23 protein-coding genes are annotated in these 24446 nt (G+C 73.2%); 7 read left to right on the forward strand and 16 right to left on the reverse strand.

All coding sequences use genetic code 11. The features are described 5' to 3' along the window. Positions 1-92: 92 nt before the first annotated feature. Together AB0A69_RS01195 and AB0A69_RS01200 are read left to right on the forward strand one after the other, a co-directional pair. Entirely contained in the window at positions 93-1073 is a 981-nt protein-coding gene (locus AB0A69_RS01195) for an EI24 domain-containing protein (RefSeq protein ID WP_361413937.1), read from the forward strand. A 4-nt stretch (positions 1074-1077) separates the two neighbouring features. Next, on the forward strand, positions 1078-1692 hold the full coding sequence (locus AB0A69_RS01200; RefSeq protein WP_361413940.1) for a LysE family transporter: 615 nt from the start codon (positions 1078-1080) through the stop codon (positions 1690-1692). 12 nt (positions 1693-1704) lie between these two features. Here AB0A69_RS01200 and AB0A69_RS01205 read toward each other — a convergent pair whose 3' ends face one another. Both AB0A69_RS01205 and AB0A69_RS01210 read right to left on the reverse strand, forming a co-directional pair. Beyond that, positions 1705-2928, reverse strand: coding sequence for a pyroglutamyl peptidase (locus AB0A69_RS01205; protein WP_361413943.1), 1224 nt, complete (start codon positions 2926-2928; stop codon positions 1705-1707). A 65-nt stretch (positions 2929-2993) separates the two neighbouring features. Beyond that, on the reverse strand, positions 2994-3560 hold the full coding sequence (locus AB0A69_RS01210; protein WP_361413946.1) for a TetR/AcrR family transcriptional regulator: 567 nt from the start codon (positions 3558-3560) through the stop codon (positions 2994-2996). A gap of 249 nt (positions 3561-3809) precedes the next feature. On the opposite strand from AB0A69_RS01210, the gene AB0A69_RS01215 reads away from it, so the two are divergent. Next, positions 3810-6251, forward strand: a complete 2442-nt coding sequence (locus AB0A69_RS01215; RefSeq protein WP_361415136.1) for a glycoside hydrolase family 3 C-terminal domain-containing protein — start codon at positions 3810-3812, stop codon at positions 6249-6251. On the opposite strand, the gene AB0A69_RS01220 is transcribed toward AB0A69_RS01215, so the two are convergent. Then, positions 6237-7166, reverse strand: a complete 930-nt coding sequence (locus AB0A69_RS01220) for an SGNH/GDSL hydrolase family protein (protein WP_361413949.1) — start codon at positions 7164-7166, stop codon at positions 6237-6239. The genes AB0A69_RS01215 and AB0A69_RS01220 overlap by 15 nt on opposite strands. A gap of 250 nt (positions 7167-7416) precedes the next feature. Here AB0A69_RS01220 and AB0A69_RS01225 point away from each other — a divergent pair, with 250 nt between their 5' ends. Next, complete coding sequence (locus tag AB0A69_RS01225) at positions 7417-7911, forward strand: DUF3145 domain-containing protein (protein WP_355355736.1); 495 nt, start codon at positions 7417-7419, stop codon at positions 7909-7911. Positions 7912-8011: 100 nt separating this feature from the next. Here AB0A69_RS01225 and fabF read toward each other — a convergent pair whose 3' ends face one another. The 5 genes from fabF to AB0A69_RS01250 all read right to left on the reverse strand — a co-directional run bounded on the left by fabF (position 8012) and on the right by AB0A69_RS01250 (position 12960). Then, a complete protein-coding gene (fabF, locus tag AB0A69_RS01230; protein WP_361413952.1) occupies positions 8012-9274 on the reverse strand; it encodes a beta-ketoacyl-ACP synthase II in 1263 nt (420 codons plus the stop codon). 66 nt (positions 9275-9340) lie between these two features. Next, on the reverse strand, positions 9341-9589 hold the full coding sequence (locus AB0A69_RS01235; protein ID WP_018486956.1) for an acyl carrier protein: 249 nt from the start codon (positions 9587-9589) through the stop codon (positions 9341-9343). Between the two features lie 116 nt (positions 9590-9705). Further along, positions 9706-10707, reverse strand: a complete 1002-nt coding sequence (locus AB0A69_RS01240) for a ketoacyl-ACP synthase III (protein WP_361413956.1) — start codon at positions 10705-10707, stop codon at positions 9706-9708. Positions 10708-10752: 45 nt separating this feature from the next. After that, positions 10753-11676 carry an ACP S-malonyltransferase gene (locus tag AB0A69_RS01245; protein WP_361413959.1) on the reverse strand — a complete coding sequence of 308 codons (924 nt, stop codon included), beginning with the start codon at positions 11674-11676 and terminating at the stop codon, positions 10753-10755. A 99-nt stretch (positions 11677-11775) separates the two neighbouring features. Continuing rightward, positions 11776-12960 carry a helix-turn-helix domain-containing protein gene (locus tag AB0A69_RS01250; RefSeq protein WP_361413962.1) on the reverse strand — a complete coding sequence of 395 codons (1185 nt, stop codon included), beginning with the start codon at positions 12958-12960 and terminating at the stop codon, positions 11776-11778. A 57-nt stretch (positions 12961-13017) separates the two neighbouring features. On the opposite strand from AB0A69_RS01250, the gene AB0A69_RS01255 reads away from it, so the two are divergent. Continuing rightward, positions 13018-13677, forward strand: coding sequence for a pirin family protein (locus AB0A69_RS01255; protein ID WP_361413965.1), 660 nt, complete (start codon positions 13018-13020; stop codon positions 13675-13677). Positions 13678-13773: 96 nt separating this feature from the next. Here the strand turns inward: AB0A69_RS01255 and AB0A69_RS01260 are convergent, their stop codons facing one another. Continuing rightward, positions 13774-14619, reverse strand: coding sequence for a serine hydrolase domain-containing protein (locus tag AB0A69_RS01260; protein WP_361413968.1), 846 nt, complete (start codon positions 14617-14619; stop codon positions 13774-13776). 114 nt (positions 14620-14733) lie between these two features. Between AB0A69_RS01260 and AB0A69_RS01265 the strand changes: the two genes are divergently transcribed. Both AB0A69_RS01265 and AB0A69_RS01270 read left to right on the forward strand, forming a co-directional pair. Continuing rightward, on the forward strand, positions 14734-15201 hold the full coding sequence (locus AB0A69_RS01265; RefSeq protein ID WP_361413971.1) for a MerR family transcriptional regulator: 468 nt from the start codon (positions 14734-14736) through the stop codon (positions 15199-15201). Positions 15202-15208: 7 nt separating this feature from the next. Continuing rightward, positions 15209-16279, forward strand: coding sequence for an aldo/keto reductase (locus tag AB0A69_RS01270; protein ID WP_361413973.1), 1071 nt, complete (start codon positions 15209-15211; stop codon positions 16277-16279). Positions 16280-16343: 64 nt separating this feature from the next. Here AB0A69_RS01270 and AB0A69_RS01275 read toward each other — a convergent pair whose 3' ends face one another. The 7 genes from AB0A69_RS01275 to AB0A69_RS01305 all read right to left on the reverse strand — a co-directional run bounded on the left by AB0A69_RS01275 (position 16344) and on the right by AB0A69_RS01305 (position 24381). Further along, positions 16344-17549, reverse strand: a complete 1206-nt coding sequence (locus AB0A69_RS01275) for an acyltransferase (RefSeq protein WP_361413976.1) — start codon at positions 17547-17549, stop codon at positions 16344-16346. Beyond that, complete coding sequence (locus tag AB0A69_RS01280) at positions 17546-18730, reverse strand: alpha/beta hydrolase (RefSeq protein WP_361413980.1); 1185 nt, start codon at positions 18728-18730, stop codon at positions 17546-17548. The genes AB0A69_RS01275 and AB0A69_RS01280 overlap by 4 nt, the downstream gene beginning before the upstream one ends. Before the next feature lie 141 nt (positions 18731-18871). Continuing rightward, positions 18872-19558, reverse strand: a complete 687-nt coding sequence (locus AB0A69_RS01285; RefSeq protein WP_361413983.1) for a response regulator transcription factor — start codon at positions 19556-19558, stop codon at positions 18872-18874. Then, complete coding sequence (locus tag AB0A69_RS01290) at positions 19555-20970, reverse strand: histidine kinase (RefSeq protein ID WP_361413985.1); 1416 nt, start codon at positions 20968-20970, stop codon at positions 19555-19557. Before AB0A69_RS01290 ends, AB0A69_RS01285 begins: the two co-directional genes overlap by 4 nt. Before the next feature lie 229 nt (positions 20971-21199). Next, entirely contained in the window at positions 21200-22096 is an 897-nt protein-coding gene (locus AB0A69_RS01295) for a DUF4429 domain-containing protein (protein WP_361413988.1), read from the reverse strand. Between the two features lie 84 nt (positions 22097-22180). Continuing rightward, positions 22181-23485 (reverse strand): alpha/beta hydrolase, encoded by a 1305-nt coding sequence (locus AB0A69_RS01300; protein WP_361413991.1) that lies wholly within the window; start codon positions 23483-23485, stop codon positions 22181-22183. 224 nt (positions 23486-23709) lie between these two features. After that, positions 23710-24381 carry a TetR family transcriptional regulator gene (locus AB0A69_RS01305; protein ID WP_361413994.1) on the reverse strand — a complete coding sequence of 224 codons (672 nt, stop codon included), beginning with the start codon at positions 24379-24381 and terminating at the stop codon, positions 23710-23712. Positions 24382-24446: the final 65 nt, after the last annotated feature.

Genomic DNA, 24446 nt, shown 5'->3' on the forward strand with positions numbered 1-24446 from the left:
CCCACACGAGGGGTGCGGCCCTTCACGTTGCCACCCGGCCCCGTGACACGGCCGCCTCGCGCCCCGATCGGGTGACGCCATAGGGTGACCCCATGCGTGATCTCGGGGCGGGCTTCGGCTACGTGATGAAGGGCCAGCGATGGGTCGGCCGGCACGGCCGGTGGTTCGGGTTCGGGCTGCTGCCCGGCCTGGTCACCCTCGTGCTGTACGCGGGGGCGATGATCGGTCTGGTGTACGGCGCCGACGACCTGACCGCGTGGGTGACGCCCTTCGCGGACGACTGGTCCTCGCCCTGGCAGGGCCTGCTGCGCGGCTTTCTGACCGCGCTGGTCTTCGCCTTCGGCCTGTTCCTCGCCGTCATCACCTTCACCGCCGTGACGCTCCTCGTGGGCCAGCCCTTCTACGAGTCGCTCTCCGAGCAGGTCGACCGCACCGAGGGCGGCGACGTACCGGAATCCGGTCTGCCGCTCTGGCGTGAGCTGTGGATCTCCGCCCGCGACAGCCTGCGCGTCCTGGTACGCGTCGCGCTGTACGGCATCCTCCTCTTCGCCCTCGGCTTCGTCCCGGTCGTCGGCCAGACCGTCGTCCCGGTGCTGGGCTTCTGCGTCTCCGGCTACTTCCTCGCCGAGGAGCTCACGGCGGTGGCGCTCCAGCGCCGCGGCGTCGAGCTCAAGGAGCGCCTCGCCCTCCTGCGCGGACGCCGCATGCTCACCCTCGGCTTCGGCGTGCCGCTGGCGCTCGCGTTCCTGGTCCCCTTCGTCGCGGTGTTCCTGATGCCCGGCGCGGTGGCGGGCGCGACGCTGTTGGCCCGCGACCTGAGGGGCGAGACGAACCCGGACCAGGCGAACCCCGACCAGCCGAACGCGGACCAGGCGAACACGGCGTACCCCGGCCAGGCGCACCCGCACGGCGCGTACCCGGGCCAGGCGAACCCGTACGCGGCGTACCCGGGCCAGGCGAACCCGCATGCCACGCACCCGGATCAGGCGAACCCGTACGCGGCCCACCCGCCCGCGGGCCCCGACCCGCGTACCGCGACGCCGCCGAACCCGGACCCGCTCCGCAAGGGCTGACGCCATGGCCGAGCTGATCGCCGTCGCCGTCATCACGGTCCTCGCCGTCATCAGCCCGGGCGCCGACTTCGCCATGGTCGTCCGCAACAGCTACCTGTACGGCCGCACGACGGGCCTCTTAGCCGCGGCGGGCGTCGCGGCGGGCGTCCTCGTCCACGTCACGTACACGATGCTGGGCGTCGGCCTGCTGATCGCCGCCAACGCCGCGCTGTTCACGGTCATCAAGCTCGTGGGTGCCGCGTATCTCGTCTACATCGGCCTGCGCACCTTCTTCGCCCGCGCCGACCTGGAGGTCGACCTCGGGAACAAGGCGTCCCTGTCCCGCTGGGGCGCCCTGCGCACCGGCTTCCTGACGAACGTCCTGAACCCGAAGACCACGCTCTTCGTGGTGTCGACCTTCACCCAGGTCGTCGGCCCGGACACGCCGCTGTGGCGGCAGGCGGGCTACGGCCTGTTCATGTCGCTGGCCCACCTGACCTGGTTCGCCTTGGTCGCGCTGTTCTTCTCCCACACCCGCCTGCGCACCGCCATGCTGCGGGCGCAGAAGGTCCTGAACCGCACCATCGGCGGCACGCTGGTGGGCCTGGGCGTCGCCCTGGGCGTCACCAGCTCGCCTTGAGCGCGCGTCCGGTCAGCCCTTCGCCCCCGCCCCCGTCCCTGCCGCCACCGCGATGATCGACCGCACCTGGGCGGTGATGTCCGCGCGGTCGCGCAGGAACTCCGGGTCCGTCACCGCGTCCGTGTTGCCCGCGCCGAACCGCAGCACCGGCGTGTGGAGGTGGCCGCCCGGCAGGGCGGGCAGCCCCAGCCGGTCGCGCAGCAGGGTCGCGCGGTAGGCGATCTCGTTCGAGAGGTAGTCGCCGCCCCCGCCCGCGCGGGCCGTGGAGCCGGGTGTCGGACCGCCGGGGCGGACCACCGGGTCCGTCGCGCCGGCGGGGACCTCGGTCACCGAGGTGTTGTCGTACACCGGGAAGCGACCGGTGTCCGCCGCCGTGATGGTCGCGTACGGCAGGGTCGTCGTGGTCCACTGCGGCTGGGAGGCCGGGTCGGCGACGGGCACGGTCCCCGTGGACGAGGCGTTCTCGTTGTCGGGGAAACCGCCCCGCCATGCTCCGTTGAAGCGTTCGATGTCGAAGCGGCCGACCCGCCCCTGGCTCACCGTCGTGAAGAGGTCCACGCGCGGCAGGTGCGGGCGCAGGGCGCGCTCGACCGTGCCGTCGGCGAAGTCGCGCCAGCGTACGGGGAAGACCGCCGTCTCGACGCGGGCCCAGGAGCCGTCCGCCGTGCGGATCAGCGTGCCGTCCAGGGCGAGGGCCGCCGCGCCCGACGGGTTGCCGATGCGGATGTCGCGGTCCAGCGTGAACGGGTCGAAGCCCGTCATCAGGACGCGCTTCACGCCCCTCGCGGCCGGGAAGCGGATCGTGTCCTGCCCGCGCGAGGTGACCTCCAGCCGGTCCAGCAGCCGGGACCGCCGCGCGTCGGAGAGCGCGAAGCCCGGTTCCCAGGAGCGCAGCTCGCGGACCATGCCCAACCGCGCCCAGTACAGCGGCCGGTCGTCGTCCCGGCTCAGATCGCCGCCTGCGGGACCGCGCCCCTGCGCCCGGTCCACCGCGCGCCGCCACAGCCGCGACCCGTGGCGTACGACGGCACGCTCGGCCGCCTCGTACGAACCGGCCTCCTCGAGCGCGGCGGCGAAGTCCCCGGCCGCGGTGTCGAATCCACTCCGCCGCAGGATCTCCCGCGGTACGGCCCTGTCGAGGCGCGCCTCCTCGGCGGTGGGAACAGCGGCGGCCGGTTCCGCCGCCTGCACGGGCGCGGAGGACACGGCGAGGCCGAGGGCCAGCAGCGACGCCAACAGGACCGTACGTAAACGGGGCACAGGGGACACGGGACGCCATCCTTCCGTCGGGTCCCGGAACGCTACCGCGCCCCCAACAGCCTCAGGAAGTCCCGGAAGGCGGCCGGCATGTCCACCGACTCCGGGTCCAGCAGCCACTGGTACTGCAGCCCGTCCATCACCGCCGTGAGCAGCGGCGCCGCCTGTTCCGGCGTCAGCCCGCCCGGCAGGCGGTCCCCGTACTCGGCACGCAGCACCTTCGCCATCTCCCCGCGCACCTGGGCGTAGCGCCGGGTGAAGAACTCCCGCGCCGGGTGATCCTCCGTCACGCTCTCGCCGAGCAGCGCCGAGAAGGTCTGCACGATGCCGGGCCGCATCGCGTTGTACTCGACGAGGGAGCCGAGCAGGTCGAGCCGCCAGCCCTCCCGGGCGGCGCCGCCGGTGTCCCACTGGTCGCGCTCCTCCAGGACCGCGACGAGCAGAGCCTCCTTGGTGGGGAAGTAGTGCAGGAGTCCCTGCTGGGTGAGGCCGACGCGCTCGGCGACCGCGCCGAGGGTCGCGCCCCGGTAGCCGCGCTCGGCGATCACTTCGAGGGCCGCGCGCACGATCTCCGCCCGCCGCTCCTCGCTCCTGGCCCTCGCCGCTGCCATCGCCCGTGGCCCTTCCCTTCGTCGTGTCGCATGTCGCCGCGGGACCGACCGTACCGGCCCACGCAATATCACGGAGCCATAACGAAACCTACCGATCTACAAGTGTGTGGCCCACCATGGGCTGCACACGTCCATGGCGGTACGCCAACGCGTCAACGAGGAGGTACGACGGTGACGAGAGACCACACCCCGGAGCAAGCCGCCGCGCAGGCCGCCAAGCAGGCCGCCGAGCAAGCCCGCGAACAGGAGGTGGAAGCCGCCGAGCAAGCCCGCGAACAGGTGGTGGAAGCCGCGCTCCGCAAGCTCGGCCTGGACGCCAAGACCCGGCTGCTGGCCGGCCGGGACATGTGGTCGCTCCCGGCCCTCCCCGAGATCGGCCTCGCCTCCCTCGTCATGTCCGACGGCCCCATCGGCGTACGCGGCGTCCGCTGGACCGCCGACGACCCCTCCGTCGCCCTGCCGTCCCCCACCGCCCTCGCGGCCACCTGGGACCCGGTCCTCGCCCGCCGTGCCGGGCGCCTCCTCGCCCAGGAGGCCCGCCGCAAGGGCGTCCACGTCCTCCTCGCGCCCACCGTCAACCTGCACCGCTCGCCGCTCGGCGGCCGTCACTTCGAGGCGTACAGCGAGGACCCGTACCTCACCGGCGAGATCGGCACCGGCTACGTCCTCGGCGTCCAGGACGGCGGCGTCGGCACCACCGTCAAGCACTTCGTCGCCAACGACGCCGAGACCGACCGCTTCACCGTCGACAACATCGTGGCCGCGCGCCCGCTCCGCGAGCTCTACCTCGCCCCCTTCGAAGCGATCGTCAAGAACGCCCGCCCCTGGGGTGTCATGGCCGCCTACAACCAGGTCAACGGCGTCACCATGACCGAGCACGCCCACCTCCAGAACGACGTCCTGCGCGGCGAGTGGGGCTTCGACGGCTTCATCGTGTCCGACTGGATGGCCGCCCGCTCCACCAAGGGCGCCATCGAGGGTGGCCTCGACGTCGCCATGCCCGGCCCCCACACCGTGTACGGCGAGGCGTTGGCCGCCGCCGTCCGCGCCGGCGAGGTCGCGGAGGAGACGGTCGACCACGCCGTACGCCGCGTACTGCGCCTCGCCGCCCGTGTCGGCGCGCTGGACGGCGCGGAACCGGCCGTTCCGGAGTCCCGCCTGCCGGAGCCCGTCGACGGCGACGCCCTCGCCCGCGAGATCGCCCGCCGCTCCTTCGTCCTCGTACGCAACGAACGCGGCGCGCTGCCCCTCCCCGGTGGCGGCACCGTCGCCCTCATCGGCGCCGCCGCCCGCGACGCCCGCGTCCTCGGCGGCGGCTCCGCACAGGTGTTCCCCGAACACACCGTCTCCCCGCTCGACGGCCTCACCGCCGCGCTCCCGCCGGACAGCCTCACGTACGCGATCGGCGCCGACCCCAGCGACGAACTCGGCCCCGCCGGTCCCGGCTTCACCCTGCGCGCCGTCTGCCGGGACGCCGACGGCCGCGTCCTCGGCGAGGGCTCGCTGCCCAGCGGCCAGGTGCAGTGGATCGGCGACGACCTGCCCGACGGCGTCACCTACGACACCCTCCACAGCGTCGAGGTCACCGGCACCTTCACGCCCCGCGAGAGCGGCGAACACGCCTTCGGTACGCGTGGCCTCGGTGCCTTCACGCTCACCGTCGCGGGCGAGGTGCTCTACGACGGCGTCCAGGAGATGAGCGACGAGTCCGACCCCTTCGAGGCGTTCTTCGGCGCGCCCACCGAACGCGGCCGCGTCACCCTCACCGAGGGCGTCCCGGTCGAGGTGTCCCTCCTCCACCCGCTCGACCGCGAGCACGCGGCCCCGCTGCCGGGCGTGATGTTCTCCTTCGTCCACCTCGGCCCGCGCCGCGACCCCGACGAGCTGATCGCGGAGGCCGCCCGGGCCGCCCGCGCCGCCGACACCGCGGTCGTCGTGGTCGCCACCACCGAACGCGTCGAGTCCGAGGGCTTCGACCGCCGCGACCTGAAGCTGCCGGGCCGTCAGGACGACCTCGTACGCGCCGTGGCCGCCGCCAACCCGAACACCGTCGTGGTCGTCAACGCCGGCTCCCCGGTCGAGATGGAGTGGCGCGACGACGTCGCCGCGATCCTGCTCAGCTGGTTCCCCGGCCAGGAGGGCGGCGCCGCGCTCGCCGACGTCCTCCTCGGCGCCGAGGAACCGGGCGGCCGTCTGCCCACCACCTGGCCGGCCCGCCTCACCGACGCACCCGTCACCGAGGTCACCCCCACCGACGGCCGCCTGCCCTACGCCGAGGGCGTCTTCATCGGCTACCGCGCCTGGGAGCGGTCGGGCACCACGCCCGCGTACCCCTTCGGGCACGGCCTCGGCTACACCACCTGGGAGTACGAGTCCCTCGACGTGACCCCGGACCACGCCACGGTCAGGATCCGCAACACCGGCACCCGCCCCGGCCGCGAGGTCGTCCAGGTCTACGCCGCCGCCCCGGCGACCGGGGGCGCCGAGGGCCCGGCGCGCCGGCTGGCGGGCTTCGGATGCGTCGAGGCGGCCCCCGGCGAGGCCGTCGGCGTGGACGTCCCGCTGCCGCGCCGCACCTTCGAGATCTGGGACGAGGCGGCGGGGAGGTGGTCCGTGGTCCCGGGGACGTACGCGATCGAGGCCGGCCGCTCGGTCACGGACCGGCGCCTGAGCGCCTCACTGGTGGTGTGACGGAGGACGCTCAGCCGTGACCGTGCGGTACGCGATCTCGGCCAGCAGCCGCTGCCCGTCCCTGCTGGGGTGGAACCAGTCCGGGCTCAGCTGCTCGGCGGAGAAGCGGTACGCGAACACCGCACCGCCGTCGTACCGGCAGCGCGGGTCCTCGGCACAGACGTCCCGCAGGACCGTGTTGTACGCCACCACCCGCTCGTGCACCCGGGCCCGCCGCTGCTCGGCCGCCGCCGACAGGTCGTGTGCGTCGCCGAGCATCGAGCGGCACAGGCCCAGCTCCCAGACGCGGGCGCCGATCGCGTCGCCGCGCCCGGTGGACCAGAGGCGCTTGAGGTCGGGCACGCTCGACACGTACACCCGCGCCGTGGGCGCGGTCGCCCGCAGCCGTCGCATCGCCTCCTCGAAGGAGGCACGGAAGTCGGCGACCGGGGTCATCAGATCGGTGGTGTCCCGGCAGGCGTCGTTGGCGCCCGCCATCACCGCCACCAGCTCCGGCCGCTGCGCCGCGGCCCGGGCCATCTGCTCGGGCAGGTCCGCCATCCGGGAGCCCGAGCGGGCGAAGTTCCAGCGGTGGGTGACGCCGAACCGCGAGGCGAGGCTGTTCACCCGCTCGTCGGTACCGGTCGCCCAGGAGGCCTCGGGGCAGTCGGCGAGGAGGGCGCAGGCGTCGAAACCGCGCGTGATCGAGTCGCCCACGGCGGCGAGGGACGCCGGGCTGCGGTCCCACGCGTCCGACCGGGACGGGGACGGGGAGGGTGACGGGAAGGCGGAGGGGGAGGCGGAGGAGCGCGGGGGCGCCGTCCCCGTACCGGCCGGGGCGGGCGGGCTGCCGCACCCGGCGAGGGCGCACGCGGCCATCACGAGGACCGCCGCCCCCCAGCGGGCGGCGGCGGAACGCTTGTTCACGGCGGGCATCCCCCTGGCCCTTTCGTCGGCGTCCTGGCGAGTGAAAGCTTGGTGTCGACGGCCACCGGGACCGACCGTACGTCATACCGAGCCGCCCGGCGCACGGTAGCTTTTCCCCGTCGAACCTGAGGCGCCTTTGCCGACCGGCTCCGGTAAATTACATCACGTCACATGCTGTCCCTTTTGCGGAGTTTCGCTCCCGATGCTGTTTACTGAGGCCGCTGGGAAAGGCGAACCTCGTCCCACACTGGAGGTCCCGGTGACGACACGTGGAGTCCTGTACGTACACTCCGCACCGCGCGCGCTGTGCCCGCACGTCGAATGGGCGGTCGCGGGTGTGCTCGGCGGGCGGGTCCAGCTGGACTGGATCCGGCAGCCGGCCTCTCCGGGCACCTGGCGGGCCGAATTCTCCTGGCGGGGCGAACCGGGCACCGCCTCCAAGCTGGCCTCGGCGCTGCGCGGCTGGCAGATGCTCCGCTTCGAGGTCACCGCCGAGCCGTGCCCGACGGCGGAGGGCGAGCGGTACAGCGCCACGCCCGAGCTGGGCATCTTCCACGCCGTCACCGGAATCCACGGCGACATCCTGGTCCCCGAGGACCGCCTCCGCGCCGCCCTGGCCCGTTCCGCCCAGGGCGAGACCCAGCTGGAGGCGGAGATCGCCAAGCTGCTCGGCAAGCCGTGGGACGACGAGCTCGAACCCTTCCGCTACGCCGGTGAGGGCGCCCCGGTCCGCTGGCTCCACCAGGTGGTCTGACCTCCCGCACATACGGCTGTACGCGGTACGCGACCGGGCCCGCCCCCTCGCAGGGGACGGGCCCGGTCGCGTACCGCTGTTTTCGTCAGACCTGTTTTCGTCAGACCGTGCGGAAGGCGAGCACCACGTTGTGGCCGCCGAAGCCGAAGGAGTTGTTGATCGCGGCGATCGTGCCCTCCGGCAGCGAGCGCGGCTCGTCGCGGACGATGTCGGCGTCGACCTCCTCGTCCAGCTCGTCGACGTTGATCGTCGGCGGGGCGAGGCGGTGGTGCAGCGCCAGGACCGTCGCGACGGTCTCGATACCGCCCGCGCCGCCCAGCAGGTGGCCGGTCATCGACTTGGTGGCGGAGATCGCCACGTGGCTCAGGTCGTCTCCCAAAACCTTGCGCAGCGCCTTCACCTCGGCGACGTCACCCTGCGGGGTGGACGTCGCGTGCGCGTTCAGGTGCACGACCTCGGCCGGCTTCAGGTCCGTCGTGTCCAGGAGGTTCTGCAGCGCGACGGCGATCCCGCGGCCCGTCGGCTCGGGCTGCGCGATGTGGTGGCTGTCGGCCGACAGGCCCTGGCCCAGCACCTCGCAGTAGACCCGGGCGCCGCGCGCGGCGGCGTGCTCGGCGGACTCGAGGATGACGACACCCGCGCCCTCGCCGAGGACGAAGCCGTCACGGCCCTTGTCGTACGGGCGCGACGCCTTCTCGGGCTCGTCGTTGTTCTTGGACATCGCCATCATGTTGGCGAACGCGGCGACCGGCAGCGGGTGGATCGCCGCCTCGGTGCCGCCCGCGACGACCACGTCGGCGCGGCCGGTGCGGATCATCTCGACCGCGTAGCCGATCGCCTCGGCACCCGACGCGCAGGCCGAGACCGGGGTGTGGACGCCCGCCTGGGCGTTCACCTCCAGGCCGACGTTGGCGGAGGGGCTGTTGGGCATCAGCATGGGCACGGTGTGCGGGGAGACGCGGCGTACGCCCTTCTCCTTCAGCACGTCGTACTGGTCGAGCAGGGTGGTCACACCGCCGATGCCGGAGGCGATGACGGAGCCCAGCCGCTCGGGCCGGACCTTCTCGTCCTCGCCGGCGGGTGCGCTGTAACCGGCGTCCGCCCACGCCTCGCGGGCCGCGATCAGCGCGAACTGCGCCGAGCGGTCCAGCTTGCGGGCGAGCGGACGGGGCAGGACCTCGCCCGGGTCGACGGCCGCGGGGGCCGCGATACGGACGGGCATGTCGGCGAAGCGGTCGCCCTCCAGGGGCTTCACGCCGGAGCGACCCGCCAGCAGACCTTCCCAGGTCGAGGCGGCGTCGCCACCCAGCGGTGTGGTTGCGCCGATACCGGTGACGACCACGGTGCGATTGGTCGGGCTCACAGGAATTCTTTCTCCACGTGTATGAGGTATGCGTGAATACGGCGCCACCGCCGGGTGGCGGACCGATCAGCCCTGGTGCTTCAGGATGTAGTCGGCAGCATCGCCGACCGTCTTAAGGTTCTTGACGTCCTCGTCCGGGATCTTGACGTCGAAGCGCTCTTCGGCGGCGACGACGACCTCGACCATGGACAGCGAGTCGACGTCCAGGTCGTCGGTGAAGGACTTGTCCAGCTGGACGTCCTCGACCGGGATGCCGGCGATCTCGTTCACGATTTCGGCGAGACCGGCGACGATCTCTTCCTGAGTGGCGGCCATGTGGCGCTCCTTCGGTGTGTTCCTCAGAGGGTGTTTCTCAGAGGGTGTTTCTCAGAGGGGGTGGACTGTTCGTCCGAGTTCGTCCGGATGTCTCCGGGGAAAGCTCCGAACAGTGCCTAGGGGAGGGTAACGACCGTCGCGGCGTACACGAGACCCGCCCCGAAGCCGATGACGAGCGCGGTGTCGCCGCTCTTCGCCTGACCGGTCGCCAGGAGCCGCTCCATCGCGAGCGGGATCGAGGCGGCCGAGGTGTTACCGGTGGTCTCCACGTCACGGGCGACCGTGACGTGCTCCGGCAGCTTCAGGGTCTTCACCATCGAGTCGATGATCCGCATGTTGGCCTGGTGCGGAATGAAGACGTCCAGGTCGGCCGCCGTGATGCCGGCGGCGTCCAGCGCCTGCTGGGCGACCTTCGCCATCTCGAAGACGGCCCAGCGGAACACCGCCTGGCCCTCCTGCGTGATGGCCGGGAACTTCTCGACCGTGCCGTCGCGGTAATCGGTCCAGGCGACGGTCTGCTTGATGGTCTCGGACTTGTCGCCCTCGGAACCCCACACGGTCGGGCCGATCGCGGGCTCCTTGGCGGGGCCGACGACGACCGCGCCCGCGCCGTCACCGAAGAGGAAGGCCGTCGCGCGGTCCTCCAGGTCGGTCAGGTCGCTGAGCCGCTCCACGCCGATGACCAGCACGTACTCGGCGGAACCTTCCACCACCATGCCCTTGGCGAGGGTCAGGGCGTAGCCGAAGCCGGCGCAGCCGGCCGAGATGTCGAACGCCGCCGGCTTGACCGCGCCGATCTTGTCGGCGATCTCGGTGGCGACGGCCGGCGTCTGCTTGAAGTGCGAGACGGTGGAGACGATGACGCCGCCGATCTGCTCCGGGGTGACCCCGGCGTCCGCGATGGCCTTGCCGGCCGCCTCGACCGACATCGCCGTCACGGTCTCCTCCGGGGAGGCCCAGTGGCGGGTGGTGATGCCGGAGCGCGAGCGGATCCACTCGTCGGACGAGTCGATCGTCTCGAGGATCACCTCGTTGGGCACGACCCGGGTCGGGCGGTAGCCGCCGACGCCCATGATCCGTGCGTACGGGGCGCCCTGGCTGGGCTTGATCTTCGCCATGCTCTATGGCTCCTTGTCAGGCGGGCGTCGTCGTCGGGGCGTGCGTCACGCGGCCGGGCCGGCGTGCTCGGCGATGAGCGCGCGCGCCGCGTCGAGGTCGTCCGGCGTCTTCAGCGCGAGGGTCGCGACACCCGGCAGGGCGCGCTTGGCGATGCCGGTCAGGGTGCCACCGGGGCACACCTCCACCAGCGCGGTCGCGCCGAGCTGCTGGAACGTTTCCATGCACAGGTCCCAGCGGACCGGGTTGGCGACCTGCCCCACCAGGCGGGCGACGACGTCGGCGCCCGTGGCAACGGTACGCCCGTCCTTGTTCGACACGTACGGCACCACCGGGTCGGCCGGGTCGAGACCGTCTGCCGCCTGCTGGAGCGCCGTGACCGCGGGTGCCATGTGGTGCGTGTGGAACGCGCCGGCGACCTTGAGCGCCACCACGCGGCGTACGCCCTCGGGCTTGTCCGCCTCCAGCGCCGCGAGCTGCTCCATCGTGCCGGCGGCGACGATCTGGCCCGCGCCGTTGACGTTCGCCGGGGTCAGACCCAGCTTCTCCAGGTGCGGAACGGTGACCTCCGGGTCGCCGCCGAGCAGCGCCGACATGCCCGTCTCGGTGACGGCGGCGGCCTCGGCCATCGCCAGGCCACGCGTCCGGACGAAGCGGAGCGCGGCGGTCTCGTCGAGGACCCGCGCGAACGCCGCCGCGGTGATCTCGCCGACGCTGTGGCCGGCCACGGCGCCCGGCGTCACGTCACCGAGGGCGGAGGCCGACAGCAGACCGGCCGCCACCAGCAGCGGCTGGGCCACGGCCGTGTCGCGGATCTCGTCCGCGTCCGCCTTCGTGCCGTAGTGGACGAGGTCGAGCCCGATGGCCTCGGACCACGCGCCGACACGGTCGGTGGCCCCGGGGAGGTCGAGCCAGGGAGTCAGGAAGCCGGGCGTCTGAGCGCCTTGGCCGGGAGCGACGAGTACGAGCACCCTCACACTCTCTCTTGTGGACGGCTCCCACCGCCCGTGGGGACTGGGACGAAGAACCGTCGGGTGAATTGTTGGTGTTCGACAAAGTCTAGGGGCGGTTCACGCCTGCGTGTCCGCCTCGGCAAGCCGCCCGAGGATCAGGGCGATCCGCAGGGTGAACGCCGAGCGGACATCGGACGGCGACCAGCCGGTGACGTCCGTCACACGTCGGAGCCGGTAGCGCACGGTGTTGGGGTGCACGAACAGCATCCTGGCCGCGCCCTCCAGACTGCTCGCCTGCTCCAGATAGACGCTGAGCGTCTCCAGGAGCGCGGAGCCCGCCTCCTCCAGCGGTCTGTAGATCTCCTCCACCAGCTGCTCGCGCGCCGACGGGTCGCCGGCCATCGCGCGCTCCGGCAGCAGGTCGTCCGCCAGCACCGGCCGCGGCGCGTCCTGCCACGCCGAGCAGGCCTTCAGTCCGGCCGCCGCGGCCTGCGCGGACCGGGTCGCCGCCAGCAGGTCGGGCACGATCGGCCCCGCGACGACCGGGCCCGCGGCGTACGGGCCGATCAACGCCTTCGCCACGTGGAGCGGGTTGTCGCTGCCGCCCGCGATGACCACGAGCCGGGAGCCGAGCACCCCGGTGAGGACCTGGAGCTTGGCGTGGCGGGCCGCCCGGCGGATCGCCTCCACCGTCAGCTCGCTGTCGCCGTCCGGCGCGGTGCCGAGGATCACGCACACGTGCTCCGGCGAGTTCCAGCCGAGGGCGGCCGCCCGCGACACCGCGCCCTCGTCCGCCTCGCCCGACAGCACGGCGTTGACGACCAGCGACTCCAGCCGCGCGTCCCACGCGCCGCGCGCCTCCGCCGCCTGTGCGTACACCTGCGCCGTCGCGAAGGCGATCTCCCGGGCGTAGACGAGCAGCGCCTCGCGCAGCACCGATTCGTCACCGGGGGCGGCGACCTCCTCGATCGCCGACTCCATGACCTCGATCGTCGTACGCACCATCTCGACGGTCTGGCGCAGCGTGATCGCCCGGGTCAGCTCGCGCGGCGCCGTGCCGAAGACGTCGGTGGAGATGGCCTGCGGGGTCTCCGGGTGCCGGAACCACTCCGTGAACGCGGCGATACCCGCCTGGGCGACCAGTCCGATCCAGGACCGGTTCTCCGGCGGCATCGCCCGGTACCACGGCAGCGTCTCGTCCATACGGGCGATGGCGTTCGCCGCGAGCCGCCCGGAGGACTGCTCCAGGCGCTTGAGGGTCGCGGAGTGCGGGTGGGCGTCGTTCGCAGCGGGTTCAGGCACGGGACAAGACTGCCTTATCGGGACGGGGGAGTGACCAGCCGGTCTACCGTTGGCCTTGTGATTTCCGTTCAGCGCGCTGACGAGAGGTACGCCGGCGGCGACCCGGCGGCCGGCATAGCCACCCTGCACGCCTTCTCCTTCGGGCGCTTCTACGACCCCGACAACCTGCGCTTCGGCGCGCTCCTCGCCTGCAACGAGGAGCGGCTCGCCCCCGGCGCCGGATTCGCCGAGCACCCGCACAGCCATACCGAGATCGTCACCTGGGTCGTCGAGGGCGAGCTGACGCACCGCGACTCCGCCGGGCACGCGTCGGTGGTGCGCCCCGGCGACGTCCAGCACCTCAGCGCGGCGAGCGGGGTGCGGCACGAGGAGCGCAACGACGGTGACGTACCCCTCACCTTCGTACAGATGTGGCTCGCGCCACTCGAGCCGGGCGGGCAGCCGTCGTACGAGACCGTGCCCGGCATCGCCGACTCGACGCCGTACGCGGTGCCGGCGGCCGGCGCCAAGCTGCACGTGCGCCGCCTGAGCGCGGAGGGCGAGCGTACGGCGGTCCCGGACGCGCCCTTCGTGTACGCGCATGTCGTACGGGGACGGGTACGGCTGGCCGGCGAGGAACTCGGCCACGGCGACGCGGCCCGGATCACCGGCGCGGAGGGCCTGGAGCTGGTGGCGCTGGAGGCGTGCGAGGTGCTGGTGTGGGAGATGTCGGGCTGAGGGAACGGCGCGGGGCGCTCAGGCCGGTGCGGCGCGACGCGTGAGGAGGCGGGGCGCTCAGGCCGGTGCGGCGCGACGCGTGAAGAGGCGGGGCGCTCAGGCCGGGGCGCGCAGCTCCGCCAGCACCGCGTCCGTGAACGGGGGCCACGCCTCGGTCGCCCACGGCCCGAAGGCCCGGTCGGTCAGCGCCACGCACGCCGCGCCTGTGCCGTTCCCGCCCGCCCACCCGGCGTCCGGGTCGATCCACAGGAAGGTCCCCGACTGCCCGAAGTGCCCGAAGGTCCGCGGCGACGACGAAGCCCCCGTCCAGTGCGGCGACTTGGCGCCCCGGATCTCGAAGCCGAGGCCCCAGTCGTTGGGCCTCTGGTGGCCGTACCCCGGCAGGATGCCGGTCAGCCCCGGGTGGACGACCGACATCGCCTCCAGCACGGTCCGCGGGTCCAGCAGCCGCGGCGCCTGCACCTCGGCGGCGAACCGCACCAGGTCGTCGACGGTCGAGACGCCGTCCTTCGCGGGCGAGCCCTCCAGGGCCGTGTCCTTCATGCCGAGCGGCTCCAGCACCGCCTGGCGCAGGTACTCCGCGAACGGGATGTCCGTGGCCCTGGCCACATGGTCGCCCAGCACCTCGAACCCGGCGTTCGAGTAGATCCGCCGCGCGCCCGGCGCCGCCATCACGCGGTGCTCGTCGAACGCCAGCCCCGACGTGTGCGCGAGCAGGTGGCGCACCGTGGACCCCTCGGGCCCCGCCGGCTCGTCGAGCTCGACGGCCCCCTCCTCGTACGCGACGAGCACGGCGTACGCGGCGAGCGGCTTGGTGACCGAGGCCAGGGGGAAGCGCCGCCCCGTGGGGCCGTGCGCTCCGGCCGTCGTGCCGTCGGCGCGTACGACGGCGGCGGCAGCGGTGGGGACGGGCCAGTTCTCGATCATCGCCAGGCTCTGCATGCGTACGAGCGTATCGTCGGCGGCGCCTCGTTCGAATGCGCCCGCGATTCCGTCTTGGATCTTGCCCGGGAATCTCCTTGCTTCGAGTGCACTCCAACCTCCTAGCGTGGGGGCATGACGGTGATCGCAAGCACCCCCGTACGGACGCCGAACATCGAGGTCTGCGTCTCCGCGCCGCCGCCGCACCCGCGCCCCGACGGCCGGGACCGCTACACGATCAGCGAAGTCGCGGAGTGGACCGGGCTCACCGCCCACACGCTGCGTTGGTACGAGCGGATCGGGTTGATGCCGCACATCGATCGTTCGCACACCGGACAGCGCCGGTTCACCAACCGGGACCTGGACTGGCTCACGTTCGTCGGCAAGCTGCGGCTGACCGGCATGCCGGTCGCCGACATGGTGCGGTACGCCGAGCTGGTGCGCGAGGGCGAGCACACCGTCGAGCAGCGGCAGGAACTGCTGGAGCGGACGCGCCGGGACGTGCGGGCGCGGATCGCGGAGCTCCGGGACACCCTCGCCGTACTCGACCACAAGATCAACTATTACGCGGGCGTCCACGACAGGACGCCGGAGAGGGCCTGACAGCCTGATGAGCAGCACCGGTAGCACCAACAACAGCACCAGCAAGAGCAATAGCGACAGCAGCATCGAGAAGATCGCCACGGTACGGTTGGGTGGCGCGGACGGCCCCGAGATCGGTGTCCAGGGGTTCGGCGCCATGGGCATCAGCGAGTTCTACGGCGCCACCGACGAGGCGGCGGCCCGCGACACCCTGGACGCCGCGCTGGAGGCGGGCGTCACCCTCATCGACACCGCCGACGTCTACGGGCGGGGTGCGAACGAGGAGTTCCTCGCGCCGTTCGTCGCCGCGCACCGCGACGAGATCACGCTGGCCACGAAGTTCGGCATCGTACGCACCGACGACCCGACGTACCGGGGCATCCGCAACGACCCCGCGTACATCAGGTCGTCCGTCGAGGGCAGCCTGCGCCGCCTGGGCGTCGACGTCATCGACCTCTACTACATGCACCGCCGCGACCCCGCCGTGCCGCTCGCCGAGACCGTCGGCGCCATGGCCGAACTGGTCAAGGAGGGCAAGGTCAAGTACCTGGGCCTGAGCGAGGTGACCGGCGCCGAGCTGCGCGAGGCGCACGCCGTGCACCCGATCGCCGCGGTGCAGTCGGAGTGGTCGCTGTTCAGCCGCGACGTCGAGCGCAGCGCGGTGGGCGCGGCCGCCGAGCTGGGCGTGGCGTTCGTGCCGTACTCGCCGCTCGGCCGGGGCTTCCTGGCCGGGGTGTTCGTCGACGCGGTCAAGGACCTGTCGAGCGACGACTTCCGCAAGAGCCACCCGCGCTTCTCCGGCGAGAACGCCCAGCGGAACGCCGATCTGCTGGCCCCGGTACGGAAGGTGGCCGAGGCGCACGGGGTGACGCCGGCTCAGGTCGCGCTCGCGTGGGTGCAGCACCGGGCGTCCGTGCACGGCCTCACCGTCGTGCCCATCCCCGGCACGCGCAAGCGGGCCCGCCTGCTGGAGAACGCCGCGGCCACCCGGATCACGCTCGGCGCCGAGGAGCTGGAGCTGCTGGAGCCGATCGCCGAGCGGGTGGCGGGGGACCGCTACGCCGACATGACGTTCACGTCGGCCGCCCGCGAGGGCTAGCCGTCCGAGGGCGCTGGCCGTCCGAGAGGGCTGGTCGGCCGCGGCAGGCGGCCGGGGTGCGTGGTCAGTTCAGTGCGAACACCGCGAACCCGGCCGCGAGCAGCGCCGCCGCCGTACGGAGGGCTGTGCCGGCCCTCGTCCACGGCGACTCGAAGCCGCGCGCGTACCGCCCGATGACGACGAGCAGCCCGGCGAAGAGCGGCAGCCAGGCGAGCCGCGCCCCGACCCACCCGAGGGTGTCGGGCGCGGCCGTCAGGCCCGGCAGCGTGCCCGCGGTGAGGGACACCGGTACGGCCGCGGCGAGCATCGCCGTCTGGTGCCAGCACAGGATCGTCATCGCCGAGAGGTTGACGACCACGACCGGCGCCCACAGGGCGGGCCGCCGCAGAAGCCCGTCCAGCCGGTCGCGCAGCAGGATCGCGGCGCCGCTCTGCGCGGCGGCGAGGACGAGGACGAGCAGCGACGGCGGGTGCGAGTTGGTACGGGCCTCGCCCGGCACGCCGACCATCGAGGCCGGGTAGTCGAAGAAGCCGAGCAGCACCGCGAAGAGCCCCACCCCGCCGAGGAGCAGCCCCCACGCGTGCCGCCGGACGAGCCGCTGCTCGCCCCACGAGACGCCCAGTTGGTACGCGAAGAGCCAGCCGGGGAGGATCGTGAGCATGCCGAGCCAGGACGCCACGGCGTCGGCGTCGGCGTACGGCCCGTAGCGCAGGAGGTCGACGGCGGCGACCCAGCCGAGCAGCGGCGCCGCCGCCCAGGCACCGAGGCGGCGCGAGGCCCGCACGCAGAAGGGCGTGAGGGCGGTGACGACCGCGTACACCCCGACGAACCACAGCGGCTGGACGACCAGCGTCGACGCCGTGCGCAGCGTGGCGGCGGGCACGCCGGCGGCGTACAGCACCGGCAGCAGCACCGCCCACACCGCGGCGACCCCGAGCACCGGCCGGCCGAGCCGGGCGAGCCGCCCCCGCAGCCACGCGGCCGCCGAGCCGGTGCGCCTGCGGTACGACAGGACGGACGCGTAGCCGCCCACCAGGAAGAAGATGCCGAGCATCTGCAGCACCCAGCTGACGGGCGCGAAGAACCCGAAGGCGGTGAGGGGACTGGCGTTGTGCAGGCCCCCGTCACCGTCGAGGGTGAAGCCGCCGAGGAGCCAGTGCCCGAGGGGTACGGCGAGGAGGGCGAGGGCGCGCAACCCGTCGATGGCGCGGTCGCGATGCGCGGGCGTGCGCCCTTCGATGCGCGAGGCGAGGTCGAGGAGCCTGCTCATCGTGCGCGCCCCCCGTCCACTTTCACGTCCGCGTCCGTGATGGCGTCCGTGTCCGTGTCCGTGTCCGTGTCCGCGTCCACGTCCGCTTCGGCGATGGCGGCGAAGGCGTGCAGCGACCGCGTGCCGGGTGCGAAGTAACCGGTGTGGCCGTCCGCGTCGGCGGCGGGCACGGCTCGGGCGCCGAAGTCGGGGTCGGCCGGATCGGGGCCGTGGCCGACCCCGAGGACCTGGACGTTCGGGACGTCGTCGATCCAGTCCGACGGATCCTTGGCGGCCCAGACGCGGGCCGTGGTGTGGAGGTCGGCGACGTTCTCGGCGCGCATGCCGGGGGAGCCGAGCACGACGAGGTCCTTCGCCTTGAGCCGCTCGGCGGCCAGGCCGCACGCGACGGAGCCGTAACTGTGGCAGAACACGGCGGGTTCGGGAGCGCCGATGGCCGCGAGTCCGTCGGTCAGCCGGACCAGCCGCTCGGCCCCGGCCTCGGCGAGGTCGCCGGTGGCGGCGTCCAGCCCGATGCCGACGGGCGTGGTGTACCCGGTCCAGGCGATGACGGCCGTGTCCGTGGTCGCCCCGCGCAGCTGCTTCCCCATCCCGGCAGGCGTGCCGTACGGGTCGGTGGCTCGGTCGTACGTCCCCGCGTCGATGTCCGAGCCGGGCACGATGACCGCGATGTGCCGGCTGCGCGCCAGGTCCCCGTACACCTCGGCGACCTGGCCGCGGCCGCGCGGGTCGAACGCCAGGATCTGCCGCCCGGCGAGTCGGGCGTACCGCGCGTCACGGTGTACGGAGAGGGCGTTCGCCTCGTACCGCAGGGCCACGGGCGCACCGTCCAGGTTGCCCACCACGCCCGGGTGGCGCCGCGCGAGGTCGTGCCGCTGCGCGGCGCTGAGTCCGCCGAAGAAGGCGGCCACCTGCGCGGGGGTCGCCGTGGCCGGGTCGGGCAGCTCCCGCCCCAGCGACGTATCCGCTCGCCACGCGGCCGTACCCGGCGGTGGCCCGGTCACGGCCTGCTGTCCGCCGCCGGCCCCTCCGGTGGCCCACCCGGTGGTCCCGGCCACGGCGGCCAGCACCAGCACGGCGGTGATCGCGGCCCTCTTGTACGCCTTCCGGCGCGTCTTCCGGTGCGTCTTCGCGCGCGTCTTCGTGGACGTCTTCGTGTACGTCTTCGTGTACCGGCGCATCGCGCCCCCCTCTGTTTCCTTCGCCCTGTCCGGCGGGAGGAAGGTAGGGGCGCGGGCCAGACCGGAGCGTCACCCCGCGGAGCCATCCACGGGGTGATACCGGGGTACGGGGTGGCGGCGTCGGCAGTGGGTGGTGGGTGGTCAGCGGTGCGCGTCGCCGGGGGTCACCAGCCCGGACTCGTACGCGAAGATCACGGCCTGCGCCCGGTCCCGCAGGTCGAGCTTGGACAGCACCCGGCCGATGTGCGTCTTCACCGTCTGTTCGGCGAGGACGAGGTGGCTCGCGATCTCCTGGTTCGACAGGCCCCGGGCGACCAGCTCCAGGACCTCCGTCTCACGGGGCGTCAGACCGTTCAGGCGGAGGGAGTGGTTCCGGCGCGGGGCGGGCCGGGTCGCGGCGAAGTCGGCGATCAGACGGCGCGTCACCGAGGGTGCGAGCAGCGCCTCGCCCGCCGCCACCACCCGTACCGCCGCGATCAGGTCCGCCGGCGGGGCGTCCTTCAGCAGGAAGCCGGACGCCCCGGCGCGCAGCGCCTCGTACACGTAGTCGTCCACGTCGAAGGTGGTGAGCATCAGCACCCTCGGGCGGTGGACGTCCACACCGGGCGGCGGGTTCAGCACGTCGCGTGCCGCCGCCAGCCCGTCCATCTCCGGCATCCGCACGTCCATCAGGACGACGTCGGGGTGCGTGGAACGGGCCACGGAGACGCCCGCCCGCCCGTCGGCCGCCTCGCCGACGACGTCGATGTCCGGCTGTGCCGACAGCAGGGCGGCGAACCCCGCCCGCACCATGGCCTGGTCGTCGACGATGATCACGCGGATGGTCACACATGCTCCTTCACGCTCAGGGGCATGCGGGCCGCCACCCGGTACCCCCCGTCCGGCAGCGGCCCGGTGTCCAGCGTGCCGCCCGTCAACCGTACGCGCTCGCGCATGCCGACCAGTCCGTGCCCGGTGCCGCTCCCGGGCGCTTCCACGGGACCCCGCCGACTCCGCGCCGACGACATCGGATCCCCGGGCGGGCCGTTGACCACCAGTACCGTCAGCCAGCCGTCCGCCGACGTCACCGACACCCGCGTCGGCGCCCCGGGCGCGTGCCGCACCACGTTGGCGAGCGCCTCCTGCACGATCCGGTACGCGGAGAGGTCCACCGCCTGCGGTACGGCGCCGAGCGCCGAGGCCGCCGGCAGCGACAACTCGGCCGGCACCCCGGCCCGTACGGTCGCCTCGACGAGCTGCTGGAGCCGGTTCAGCCCGGGCTGCGGAGCCCGTTCGACCCCCGCGCCCGCGCCCGTACCCTCCGTACCGTCCCCTCCCTCCCGGCCGTCGCTGCGCAGCACCGCCAGCAGCCGCCGCATCTCCGTCAGCGACTCGCGCGCGGACGCGGCGATCGTCGTGAACTCCTCGCGCGCCGCCTCGGGGAGCCCCTCGATCCGGTACGGCGCCGAGTCCGCCTGCACCGTGATCACCGACATGTGGTGGGCCACCACGTCGTGCAGCTCGCGCGCGATCCGGGCCCGCTCCTCCAGGAGCGTGCGCCGGGCACGCTCGGCCTCGCTGATCGTCTCCTGCTCGGCCAGCCGCCGCTGCGCGTCGCGGCGTTCCCGCAGCGTCCCCGTCAGCAGCAGGATCACCCCGGTCAGGATGAACAGCAGCAGGTGGACGGCGCCGGCCCGCCGCTCCGACACCAGCTCGAAGGCGAATCCGGCCGCGCCCGTCACCAGCCACACGCCGAGGAGCGTGCGCCGCGACTCGCGCAACCCCACGGCCACCATGAGCACCAGGTAGCCGACCACGACCATCGGCGTCCACGGCCAGAGCCGCCCCGTCGCCTGGCCCGCGCCGAGCACCAGCAGCGCGCCGGCCACGTCGGCGGCCCCGATGATCCACCAGGCCTGCAGCGGCCGGCCCACGGCGAGCAGCAGCGGGGCGGTCTGGGCGGTGGCGAGGGCTCCGGCGAGCGCACCGTTCAGCTCGTAGTTCTGGGCGAGGACGGTGGCCGTCACGGGCAGCAGCACCGCGACGAACACGAGGGCGACGGCGTACGGGAGACGGCGGAGCCACGACGCCCCGGCGTGCGCGAACAGCGGCGCGCCGGGCCGGGTGGGGGTGATGAGCGCGGTCCCGAGCGCACGCAGGGACGCGCGCGCGGCATCGCGCAGCCGGGGTGGGGGTGGAGGCTTGGGCGCGGATGAGGGAGGGGGAGGGGGAGGGGGAGAGGGCGTCGGGAGGGTGGGCATGACGGATCAGCCTAGGCAGCGGCGTGTGCGGCCGCGTCATACCGGGGTATCAGGCGGCAAGCCCCCCGAAGTATCGGGTGGTCGTGCCGACGCCTGACGCCTGTGTGTCCAGGCCCGGCGGTGCAGCTCCGCCATGCCTCACAGCTCCGCCGTGCCGCAGAGCTTCGCCATGCTTAAGAGCCCTGCCGTGCCTCACAGCCTTCGCCATGCTTCAGAGCCCTGCCGTGCCTCACAGCTCCGCCAGCAGCTCCGCCTTCTTCGCCGTGAACTCCTCGTCGGTCACCAGCCCCGCCTGGTACAGCTCCCCCAGGTGCCGGATGCGTTCCGCGATGTCCGCCGGGTCGCGCCGCCCGGCTCCCACGGTCACCGGCACGGGCACGGTCGCCGGGCCCACGGCCGCGGAACCGTCCCTGCTCCCGTCCCGACCTCCGTCGCGTACCGCCGCGAGCACCGCAGCCGCGAAGGGCAGCGACTCGTGCACGGGCCCGTACCCGAGGCCGAAGACGACGGCGGCCGGGTCCTGGTCCGCCTGGGGCTCCGGGGTGTGGCCGCGCCGCAGCAGCCGGAGGTAACCGTCCAGGACATCGGGCGAGCGCCACTCGACGCCAGCGAGCTCCCGTACGGAGAAGGACTGGTCGCCGGCCTTCCACTTGGCCGAGGAGGCACCGGTCCAGAACCACCGGAACGCCACCTGGCTCCCGTCGAAGGACGCCTTCCCGTCGTACGCCTTGAACTGGAGCGGCGCCTCGGGGGCCGCCACCAGGAACCGCTCGGCGGGTTCGCCCGCGCGCGGCCCGAGCTGGGCGCGCAGTTCGTCCGCGTAGTACTCGGCGAGGGTCTCGCTGTCGGCGGGCAGGACGAGCCGATAGGGGTCGATGCCCTCCTTCAGCTGGCCGGCGGCCGCCTCCATCAGCGGATCGGCGCCCGGTCTCGGTACCGCGTGCAGCACGACGGTGCCGCGTTTGCCCGGGGAGAGGGTCACCGACGCCAACGCCTCGTGGGGAATGCGTCGTTCGCGCAGCGTCTGGAAGAGCTTCGGTGCGCGTATCCCCCGTTCGAAGCGGATGAGCACGGCGTCGGTTTCGAACTCCCAGGAAGCATGAATTCCGGCCAGCACATCACCCATGCGCCTCATCGTATGCGGCGTGCGCCCGCGCGTCGCCCCTCGAAAGTTCCGATGTGCGCCACACTGCGCGCGCCTCTACGCGCGTCAGGCGGCGCTCGAACCGGAGATTCCACTGCGGCAGGCGTCGTCGGCGCCACGCGCGCCACCGCTGTCGCCGTCGTCTCGCCCGTCGCGTCCGCCGCGTCCGTCGCTGTGGTCGCTGTGGCTGTTCTCGCCACTGCCGCCGCCCGCGCAGCTGACGCTGTCGTACGCGCCGACGCCTATCGCCGCGAAGTTCTCGAGGCTCTTGGTGCCCGGCTCGAAGTACCCGGCGTGGCCCACGGCACCGGACGCCGACAGCACGCGCGCGCCGAACTCCGGCGCCACCGGGTCGGCCCCGTGGCCCAGTCCGCCGACGTCCAGGTACGGCACGTCGGCGATCCAGTCGTCGGCGTCGCGCATGGCCCACACGCGGGCGCGGGTGCCGAGGGCGGCGGCGCTCTCGGCGCGCATGCCGGGGCTGCCCGCGACGGCGACGTCGGAGACGCGCTCGGGCAGGCGGCGCGCGGCGACACCGCAGACGACGGAGCCGTAGCTGTGGCAGAAGAGCGAGACCCGCGAGTCCCCGGGCAGCGCGCCGGTCATCGACACCAGCCGCACCGCGCCGTCGGCGGCGAGCCGCCCGGTGGCGGCGTCCATGCCGACCCCCACGGGCGAGGTGTAGTCGGCCCAGGCGATGACGGCGGTAGGGGTGGTGGGGGAGGCGGCGCGTTCGGCGGCGTACAGCGACTGGGCCATCCCGACGGGGGCGGTGTACTTGCGGGCGCTCTTCTGGAAGGTGATCAGGTTGGTGTCGACCCCGGGCACGATCACCGAGACGCGCTCGGCGCGGTCGAGGTCACCGAAGACCTGGGCCACGCGGCCCTTGCCGGACGGGTCGAAGGAGAGGATCTGGCGCCCGTCGCCCATGAGGGAGGTGAACCGGTGCGCGCGGCGCAGGGCTTCCTGGTGCCCGGCGGCGGACAGCCGGCTGTCCGCCGCCCGCTTGCGCTCGACGTCGAGGGCCCGGCCGAGGGCGTAGCGGTTGGCGCGGTAGCGCAGCGTGACGGGCGCGCCGTCGAGATTGCCCACGACGAGGGGGTGCTCGGCGGCGAGCCGTTCCCGCTGCGGGGCCTTGAGCGCCCGGAAGAACGCCGCGATCACGCCCGGCGGCGCCTCGGGGTCGGGCAGCTCATGCGTACCGATCCGGCCATTCCGCCATGCGGCCAGCGCGGCCTCGCGCGGCTCTCCCGGCGCCCCTTGGGGGCGTATCGCCGTCCAGCCGGTGGTCATGAGGAGGATGAAAACCACCGCGAGAGCGAGCAAAGTGCGCCAGACGGTGAGCGTGGGAGAGGAGTCGAAGGAAGTCACTGCGGGACACCCTAGGAGAAGCGCGTGGGGCCTCGCGAAACGGGTGACGTGGATCACGCTTAGGGGAGGGAATGCGGGGAAGCGCGGTCACCCACTGTGCGCGCCCCGCGCACCTGTGCGCCCGGGCGCATGCGACGGCGCGCCCGGCTCCGGCGGCGTACGCACCCGCTACGGCCCAGGCGTACGCCACGGCCCAGGCGTACGCCGCGGTTCTGCGTGTCCGGCTACGAGGCAGGTGCGCCCGAGTGGGCCGGGTCGCGCCAGGCGCCGGCGAGGGCCGGGCCCAGGTGGTCGAGATAGGACTCGGTGAGGGCGCGGATCGCCTCCAGGGAGGCGTCCTCCCCGCGGCCCCACAACTGGCCGGTGATCCGCATGACGCCGCTGAACGCGGCGACGGCGACGCGCGGCCGCGGGTCCGCGTCCACGTCCAGCCCCTCGCGGTCGGCGATGAGCCGGGCGATGTTCTCCTCCATCTCGATGGAGCGGCGCAGATGGACGGCGAGGAGCGCGGGCGTCGACTCGATCACCTGGAAGGTGCGCAGGTACAACTCGACCGGGACGACCTCGGTGATGGCCTCTTCGATGGTGTCCCAGGCGGACAGGAGGGCGTTGCGGAGGGCGTCGAGCGGGGCCTCGTGGGCGGGGCGGTCGCACAGCGCGGTCACGAAGTGCCGCTCGACCATGTGCTGGACGGCGAAGGCGACCTCTTCCTTGCTGGCGAAGTAGCGGAAGAAGGTGCGCTGCGAGACGTCCACGGTGGCGGCGATCTCGTCGACGGTGGTCCCCTCGTACCCCCGGGTGGTGAAGAGCTCCAGCGCGGCGCGCACGAGGGCGTCCCGGGTGCGCTGCTTCTTCCGCTCGCGCAACCCCACGACGGGCGGCTGCTCAACCGTCACTTGATGGCCCTTGTCTCGACACTTTCACCAGCTCAGGGTACCTGTGAGCGATATGACAGTTACCG

It is taken from the genome of Streptomyces sp. NPDC045431 (genome assembly GCF_040646655.1).
Classification (GTDB): Bacteria; Actinomycetota; Actinomycetes; order Streptomycetales; family Streptomycetaceae; genus Streptomyces.